We start from the raw sequence: 7,834 nt of genomic DNA, 5'->3' as shown, positions 1-7,834 counted from the left end.
GAACAACGGCGGGACATGCTGGAGCTACTGGACGACCGCTACGGCCAGCGCTCGACCCTGGTGACCAGCCAGATGCCGGTGGACAACTGGCACGAACTGATCGGCGACCCGACCCTGGCCGACGCCATCCTCGACCGTCTGGTGCACAACGCTTATCGAATCAACCTCAAGGGCGAATCGATGCGCAAGCGGACGAAGAAATTGACGGCGCCGGGCGCCTCAGACTAACAATGCAAAACCTGCGTCGCTGCGCTCCGACTGCCCGGCCGGATGGCCGTGGAACAGATGGCCGGATGTGCGTGGAATGCCCGGCCGGATAAGCGTGGACTGGGTGGCCGGATGGCGTGGAATCCGCACCCATTTGCCTTCGCAGGACCTAACTTCTGCTTTAGTGCCAACCCTTGCGCTTGCTGCCACACATCAAACATTTGCTGTATGTACCGTAGCGGCCATCTAAATGGCGCAAGGGTCCACCACAATTATCACAGCCGCCCAGCAACTCCCCCTGCATCCAGCGAAACTCAAGCCAGGCACGATAGAGGCTCCACACTATCCCGCCCACCGTTAACATGACCGCTACCCAAAACACTCCTCGTTTTAGAGGTGCAATCATCTGGTCAAACGGACTCGCTGATGCGGCGAAGGGATCAATCAGCAACATTGTGCCTATCCCGATCAAGGTAAGCAGTCCTGGCATAGCGTAGAGCCTGATATTTCGTTCAATTGCTGTAACGTTGACGTTCATTACCCCCCTCCACGCATCCCAAAAGGACCATTCTGAACCGAGCTCGCTACGACCCATTTCCCCCTTTGGCGCTTATAGCCAGGGCCTGCGCGCTCCGTTTGCTCTTAAAGCGAGCATCTGGGCAAGCACGCAATGACGGCCCCCGGCTTTTCTAGCCCCACGTGCTCCTCGCCAAAGGATCCGTCAGGGCCTACCAAACACCAGCTTTTCACGAATCAAGTTGAACAACTCCGCCTGGTAAACGGCGTCATCTAGGGCATCATGGTTGCCCGAGCTTTCAGGATTCACTACCTTCTCAATTTCGCTTGAGCGGGTCGATTTCCAAGAGCATTCGGAGGCACCGAAGTACATCGACTTGATGTCGAGCGCTGCGATTCCGAAGGGGTTTTCACCCAAGAACAGATGGAAGTAATAGTTCACGAAGCTCCAGTCGAACGAAGCGTTGAACCCTACGAACACTACCCTTTGATCGGCATCAGCTAGTGACTCTACCCAGGCCCTGAATTGCGCCATTGCCTCACCAGGTTCCAGGCCCTCTTCGCGAAGCCTCTCAAGTGACAACCCTGTGACCTCAAGGGCAGCCGGCACAAACTCCTGAGAGATAGGCTTCAGAAAGCAGGAGAACTGCTCAGCAGGGTTCGACGCCACGCACGCGCCGATCGAAAGCATGCTGTACTTGCCAGGGATCGGGCCAGATGCCTCGATGTCGACCGAGACGAAAATTTCTTTGTCGGCTTTCATAAATACTCCATTTTAGCTGATTTCCGGATGGCAACAGCAGCCTTCAGTACCAGAGACCACAGCAGCGGGAAAGATCATCGTGAGCTAGGTGACGAGGGCTGCAGGACAACCCGATGCGTTGCCACCGAGCCCGATCACACGACCAGAGTGTTTACTTATCTTCCATAACCGGTGATGGCTTCATCTCCAGTATTGAGTCGGTCAGATCTTTGAAGCTCAGTGGACGATTAGGGAAGGCTTTCGCCATTGCTGTAGGGTACAAGCGAGTCCGAATATCGGAGTAAGTCCATGCTGGCTGACCGTTGCGCTCGCCAGTGGCAGACGCCAAATCGGTCAGTTGCTTGTCCGTGAGCCCCATGCCCACCAGATCCATGCTGAACAGCTCTTTCCGCTCAGCAGCGTCTGGGCGAGTGAACTCTTCAACGATGGCTGCACGTCGGCGAAGTGCTGCATCCAAGACTGAAAGTCGGTTAGTGCACAGGATCACCACGATCCGACCGCCATATTTGCGCAATTCATCCACGCCTTGGATCAAAGTGTTCACAGCCACCTTATCTTCGTGGTGGCTCTGACTTTGCGAGCGGGAAGCAGCGATCGAGTCGCCTTCGTCGATGATGAGAATCGCCCTGCGCTTTTTGCCTGCTGCCTCGACAACCTCTGCAAAAGCTTGGGTCAAAAGCGTACCCATCTCGCCGACCTTACCAGAGCCGCGGACTCGGTTGCTGAGCTTGAACAGCACCGAGTCCTCAGTGCGTGAGTCACGGACGATACGGTTAGCAATGCACTCCGCTGTCGCTGTCTTCCCGGTACCGACGTCGCCATGGAAGATCACCAGGGGATATTGATCGGCAACCAGATTGCAAATCGGCAGCACGCTTTTATGGTGCACCTTGCTCCACTCGGACAACTGGCCCTGATTCAGCAACAGCTGGAGCTGGTTTTGCACACGCTCATAGCGCCCCACAAACCCGAGCAACACTTTTTCACGCTCAGTCAGCTGGGCTTCCGGCAGTTCAATCACCGAGTCAAAGACGCTGTTGTTGCTCATCGGATGTAGTCCTTCCGTTCCATGCCGTAGCCGTTGCTAGAGTATTCGCGACCACCGCTCTGGGTTAGCTGAGAGTGGCTAATGTCGTCGTAAGAGGTCGTCCAGTTGATTTTCAACTTGCCAGACATTTTCTCCTGCGCTTGCTGGGTGTAACTGTCGTTGTAGGACAGAACGATCCGCAGGTGTGCACCCTGAACCTTCGGCCAGCGCGCATCACCTGGGCGCTGGTTGGCCAGGGAGCCAGACTCGTTGACATAGAACCGGGTGGCCTTCTGCTCTACCCCATGACTAAGTAAAGTGAGATCCGCAAACTTGAGGTAGCCATTCTTGGCCAGCAGCTCAATGTCATTGGCCCACTCTTTTGCTTTCACCTCAGTCACAGCTTCGCTGCTCGACGCGATCATCAGGAGGTCGGCAGTGATTCGCCGCACGACCGCTTCGATGTCAGTGGTGGTGTAGGTAGTGGTTTGAGTGGCGCTGTAGCTCATGCTGCGTCCTCGACTTTGAAGCCCTTACCGAACAGCTCTTTCCAGATTTCGAAGTCGTCCTCCACCGATGCGAAATGCGCGGTCTCCCACGACTCCTCGGCAAGCTGAACGATCTCTTGGCGCTCTTCTTCAGTGATCCGGCTCGCAACGTTGTTCGTATCGCATACCGGGTCGATGATTACGACCGTATCGGAGAAGTCGGGAACCTGCTTGTTCTCGGGAAACTTGATGACGTCCTTGAGTCCTGAGTCCGCAATGTAGAGGAGGAAGTCACGGAAGCGCTTTTCCAGCGAGCCGGTCTTCCCTTTAAGCTCGAGGACGTGAGCCATGATCAGCTCGATGTGGAAGGATTTGAGCGGCACCTCCTTCCAGGTGCGCCAGCGCTTGGCGAGGCGCACCAAGGTGCGGAAGTCCGGATCTTCATCCTTCCGAACCTTCACGAAGTTCACCTGGCACGGTGCGCAGGTTTCAGTTTTCGAGCCGTCTATCCGGTCGAACTGCCAGCCGTAGTTTTCCTTGTTCGGATTTTCGATGACCGGAACGATATCGACCTCAAGCCCGGTACCCACGAAGGTGACCTTTGCTGCCTTGCGCTGGATTTCAAAGTCTTCAACAGACTTGTTCGGGTACAGGTTGATCAGGGCGTCGTAGATTTTCTGGCTGAGAGTCGCAAAGGTTTCTTCATCAACCTTCTGGCCGCTGATGTAGAAAACCACGTCGACGTCGGCAGGGTTCTGAGCGTTGGGCCGCAGAATGGTGTGCTTGGCGAAAGAGCCGGCCTTCACCACCTTCTTGATGGTGATCTTGTCCTGCTTCTTCAGGCTGTCCTTCAGCGCCGCGATCAGGCGGTCGACCTGGGCGTTGTAGGTCTCCCGCTTGTCCTTCGGCAAGCGCAGCACGTTACTGTCGTAATACTTGATCTGTGTGTTGGTGAGTGGCATCTGCCATCCCCTCCTAGAAATGTTGTGTTAGTCGCAAAGCCTCCCTACCAGCAGCTACACCACATGCCGACGGATGAGATGGCGTGGCCACTCGAGCACCAGGCCCGAATCGCCCTTACGGCTCGCTGCAGTTCAACCTCCCCGCACCGCCCGAAGATCCGGCCAGGAAAATTGCGAACCGCAGCTCGCTAGCGTATTATTACTATACGCATAGTTTCTAGATGCAGTCTAATTTTTATACGCTATCGAGGCTCGATCATGACAAATGAGTCCAAACCCACGGACGACCAACCCACCAGCAAGGGAGGAGCACGTTGGGGCCAGGAACGTCGGTTGGAATTCATTGACTATCGATTGCGGTGGGATGGCCAGATCAACCGCAGCAGCCTCACTGACTTCTTTGGCATCTCGGTGCCCCAAGCTTCGCTGGACATTACCGAGTACGCGAAGCTTGCCGAGAGCAACCTGGAGTACGATACCCGGGCCAGGGTTTACAGGGCTACCGAGTCATTCAAGGCGGTTTTCAAGTCGAGTGCTGTTGAGCGCTACCTCGAAGACCTGCTTCGCGTAGCGGTACAACCAGAGGTGCCATATGGCAGCTTCTTAGGCTGGCAATCGCCTGTTGCGGGCGTTCCTAAGCTGGGTCGACGTCTCAATGCAGGCATTGTTGGGGAAATCCTTCGCGCGATTCGAGAGAAGGGTTCGGTCGAGGTCTTTTACCAGTCCATGACAGACCCGGAGGGCGGTGAGCGAAAGTTGTCTCCTCATGCCCTGGTACATGACGGTAACCGCTGGCATGCCCGGGCGTACTGTCACAGGCGCGAAGCCTTCCGAGACTTTTCTCTGACCCGTATCAAGCGCTGCTGTTATGCGGGCCCCGATCGGGAGCGCGCTTCAGAAGACACGCCCTGGAACACCATGGTGGATGTCGTATTGACCGCACATCCAGACCTCAGCCCGGCCAAGCGAGGACTGATCGAAAGTGATTACCTGATGGAAAATGGCGAGATGCACATCGAATGCCGTCAGGCACTGCTGATGTACCTCTTGTTCCAGCTTAACCTGACAGAAGATCAGGCGGGCCAAAAACCCGAGGTCATCCAGGTTGCCCTTAAATATCCAGAGGAAATACGGGCTCTGCTCAAGTATTAACACCTAACAATCAGCCAACACTCAACACCTCAGCTACCGGAATTGTCACGATGGCAAACCTTGAAAATGAATTCATTCTGATTGCAGGCAGCATCTCCAAGAAAACAGAGAAGGCCTTGATCGACCTCGCGCACGACTTCACTCGCGCGGTGACCAAAAGCGTCTTGGCCGCAAAGGGTGGCCTGGTCGTCTACCTAGCTGGTCTACCCACCAATGAGGCTGGAGATGCACTGACCTTCGATTGGACGGTGGTTTACGAGGCGGAGAAGCTGTTGGCTGAGTACGCCCCTGCCCGCCAGCTGAAGATCGTTACCTCGCAGTTGGCCATGCGGGACAAAATGACGCTCGAGCAGCGGACTCTCATCCGTCGACTCTCTGCTGAAAATTTCGCGGAGATCGTCTACATCGAGGATGACCTGGTCACCGGCGGAAATATCGGTGATGAACAAGTGGAAGTGGCAACCGCTATGATTGCCTTGGGCGGTGGTAAGGGCGTCTCTGACCGGGCCCGCAAGATGCGCAAACGGAAGCTTCCGGTGCTGCCATTTGACCTGCAGCTCGGTGGCTTCAGCGAAGATGGCGAAGGCGCACGCGGTCTACGAGATGCCTTCTTCAAGGAGCCTCTCATGATGTTCCACTTCACTGGCGAGCAAGTGAAGGGACGCCTGGACAGCATGTCTCTGCAGGAGCCGCTCTACAGCCTGGACAAGCTGGCAGAGCTGTCCGTTGGGCTCTTCCAAGCTGAAATTGAGGCCAGAGAAGCAGCACGTTCTCCCGATCTCTTGGTCATCACGGCCATCGCCATTGAGCTCGCCGCCGCGAAAAAGGTGTTTGGTATCGGCGAGGATGTACCTGCTCGCTACTCCAAACATGGCATTCATTTCTGGCCTGTAACGATCCAGCGAGCGGACGGCCCTCTTTCGTGTGTAGTTGCCTCTCTCGGCAACGCTGGCAACGTCAATGCGAGCGCCATCACCACACTCCTGTTGTCAGAGCTGAACCCCAATAAGGTTCTGATGATGGGGATCGCGGGCGGACGTCGTAAAAAATTGAGCCTCGGTGAAGTCATTTTGTCCGAGCGCGTCGTGTACTACGAAGGGGCAGCAGCGCACGCTGGCGGCAAGATTGCGCTACGGCCAGAGATGCAACGACCAGGGCTTTCCACCCAGCAAGATCTCAATGCTTACTTCGCAACCGCCTCTCTGCCTGATCGTCTGCAAGAGCGTGCGGAGAAGCTGGGCTTCGCGATCCCGGTAGAGTCCACCGCGGGGGACGTTGCAGCAAGGCTGATGGTATCGCCAGCAACCATTGCCTCCGGCGAACTGCTCATTCGAGACCCGGAGATCTTCGAAAGCTTCCAAGGCATTCACGACAAAGCACTGGTAGCTGAGATGGAAGCATACGGGGTATTCGACGCCTGCGAAAAGCAGAACGTGCCCGTATTGGTCGTCCGAGGAATCAGCGATTACGGAGACACGACTAAGGACAATACCTTCCACAGGGTAGCGTCCGAGGCTGCAGCCATTGTGACCCTTGATTACGCCACACACGGATGGAGCCGAAGGGCCATGTGATAACTGGCTCTTGTGTAAGCAGCCGGCAATCACTGAATCGCCAAGGATTTTGTAGGCACCAGATGACCGCTCCTGGCCCAGACTGTGTAAAAACGTAGTGAGTGATGGCAATCAACTGCCGGGGGATTTTCTCAGTGTCCAGGAGGCCGAGGGAGGCCCAGTCAGGCGCAATCAGTGATTCTGGTTGCTATGGCACTTTCGGCTTCGGCGAGCCTGCTGGAGGGCGGTAAGAGTCGTAAAACAGGCCTCAGGCCTTCATCGCTGCCATCAGGGCACCGCTGCCCAGCAAGTTCAACACGCGTTTGAGATTGTAGGCGAGCACATGCAGGCTCATCTCGGTACTCACCCGGTCGAGCGTTCTGGTGAGGAAGTGGGTGGCGCCCATCCAGGATTTCAGCGTGCCGAACGGGTGCTCGACCGTTTGGCGACGGATTCGCATCATCTCGGGCGCTTGATCCAGGCGACTCTGCATCGCCTCGAGCACTGCCTCATGCTCCCAGCGGCTCACCCGGCGCTCTGAGCTAGGCGTACAGTGCTCTTTCAACGCACAACCTTGGCAGTGCGAACTCCAGTAGCGGTGCAGCTTCAGCCCTTTCTCGACGCTTGAGTACCGCCAGATCAGGCTTTGCCCAGCCGGGCATCGGTACTCGTTCTTGGCTGCGTCATAGATGAAATCACCTTTGCCGAAGCGGCCCGCCGCTGTCGCTCCCGAGGTCAGCGCCTTGGGCACGAAAACGGTGATTCCAGCCTGATGGCACGCCAGGATTTCTTCGCCTTTGAAATACCCTCTGTCGGCGACCGCCGAGAGTTTCTTGACGCCCATGGCCTCTCGCGCCTGCTTGGCCATGGAGCTCAGTTGGTCTCGATCAGCCCCATCGTTCGTTACTTCGTGGGTCACGATCAGGTGGTGCTTCGCGTCGACCGCCGCCTGTACGTTGTAGCCGACTACGCCGGTGCCCCGGGTCTTCATTGAGCGGGCATCGGGATCGGTCAGGGAGATCTGTTTATCCGGTGTTTCGTTGAGCTGAACCTCGATTTCCTTGAGCTCCTGCAGCTTGGTTTTCAAGGTCGCGATCTTGTCGTGGAGGCGTTCGGCTTTGACCTTCGCTACGGCAGGTTCCTGACGATCAGCAGTATCCAGTGCG

General features: G+C 56.4%; 9 protein-coding genes. 3 read left to right on the top strand and 6 right to left on the bottom strand.

The window, feature by feature from the left end:
- Positions 1 to 228 (top strand): ATP-binding protein (locus BM315_RS23530; RefSeq protein WP_170862309.1); only part of this gene is annotated, 228 nt, incomplete at its 5' end.
- Between the two features lie 160 nt (positions 229 to 388).
- Here BM315_RS23530 and BM315_RS23525 read toward each other — a convergent pair.
- The 5 genes from BM315_RS23525 to BM315_RS23505 form a co-directional block, all read right to left on the bottom strand.
- A complete protein-coding gene (locus tag BM315_RS23525; RefSeq protein WP_090506063.1) occupies positions 389 to 745 on the bottom strand; it encodes a hypothetical protein in 357 nt (118 codons plus the stop codon).
- A 183-nt stretch (positions 746 to 928) separates the two neighbouring features.
- The gene (locus BM315_RS23520) at positions 929 to 1,486 is read right to left on the bottom strand and encodes a 3'-5' exonuclease (protein WP_090506061.1); all 558 of its coding nucleotides are present in this window, start codon (positions 1,484 to 1,486) and stop codon (positions 929 to 931) included.
- Between the two features lie 151 nt (positions 1,487 to 1,637).
- Entirely contained in the window at positions 1,638 to 2,534 is an 897-nt protein-coding gene (locus BM315_RS23515; protein WP_090506059.1) for an AAA family ATPase, read from the bottom strand.
- Positions 2,531 to 3,022 (bottom strand): HORMA-1 domain-containing protein, encoded by a 492-nt coding sequence (locus BM315_RS23510; RefSeq protein WP_011911826.1) that lies wholly within the window; start codon positions 3,020 to 3,022, stop codon positions 2,531 to 2,533. The genes BM315_RS23515 and BM315_RS23510 overlap by 4 nt, the downstream gene beginning before the upstream one ends.
- The gene (locus tag BM315_RS23505) at positions 3,019 to 3,963 is read right to left on the bottom strand and encodes a CBASS oligonucleotide cyclase (protein WP_090506057.1); all 945 of its coding nucleotides are present in this window, start codon (positions 3,961 to 3,963) and stop codon (positions 3,019 to 3,021) included. Before BM315_RS23505 ends, BM315_RS23510 begins: the two co-directional genes overlap by 4 nt.
- 333 nt (positions 3,964 to 4,296) lie before the next feature.
- Here BM315_RS23505 and BM315_RS23500 point away from each other — a divergent pair, with 333 nt between their 5' ends.
- Positions 4,297 to 5,115 carry a helix-turn-helix transcriptional regulator gene (locus tag BM315_RS23500; RefSeq protein ID WP_090506054.1) on the top strand — a complete coding sequence of 273 codons (819 nt, stop codon included), beginning with the start codon at positions 4,297 to 4,299 and terminating at the stop codon, positions 5,113 to 5,115.
- Positions 5,116 to 5,165: 50 nt separating this feature from the next.
- A complete protein-coding gene (locus tag BM315_RS23495; RefSeq protein ID WP_090506052.1) occupies positions 5,166 to 6,689 on the top strand; it encodes a phosphorylase family protein in 1,524 nt (507 codons plus the stop codon).
- 247 nt (positions 6,690 to 6,936) lie between these two features.
- On the opposite strand, the gene BM315_RS23490 is transcribed toward BM315_RS23495, so the two are convergent.
- Positions 6,937 to 7,834 (bottom strand): IS1182 family transposase (locus BM315_RS23490; protein WP_141124025.1); only part of this gene is annotated, 898 nt, incomplete at its 5' end.

The organism is Pseudomonas borbori, assembly GCF_900115555.1.
Classification (GTDB): Bacteria; Pseudomonadota; Gammaproteobacteria; order Pseudomonadales; family Pseudomonadaceae; genus Aquipseudomonas; species Aquipseudomonas borbori.
The sequence above is the reverse complement of the archived record's forward strand: the minus strand, read 5'-3'. Positions and strand labels throughout refer to the sequence as shown.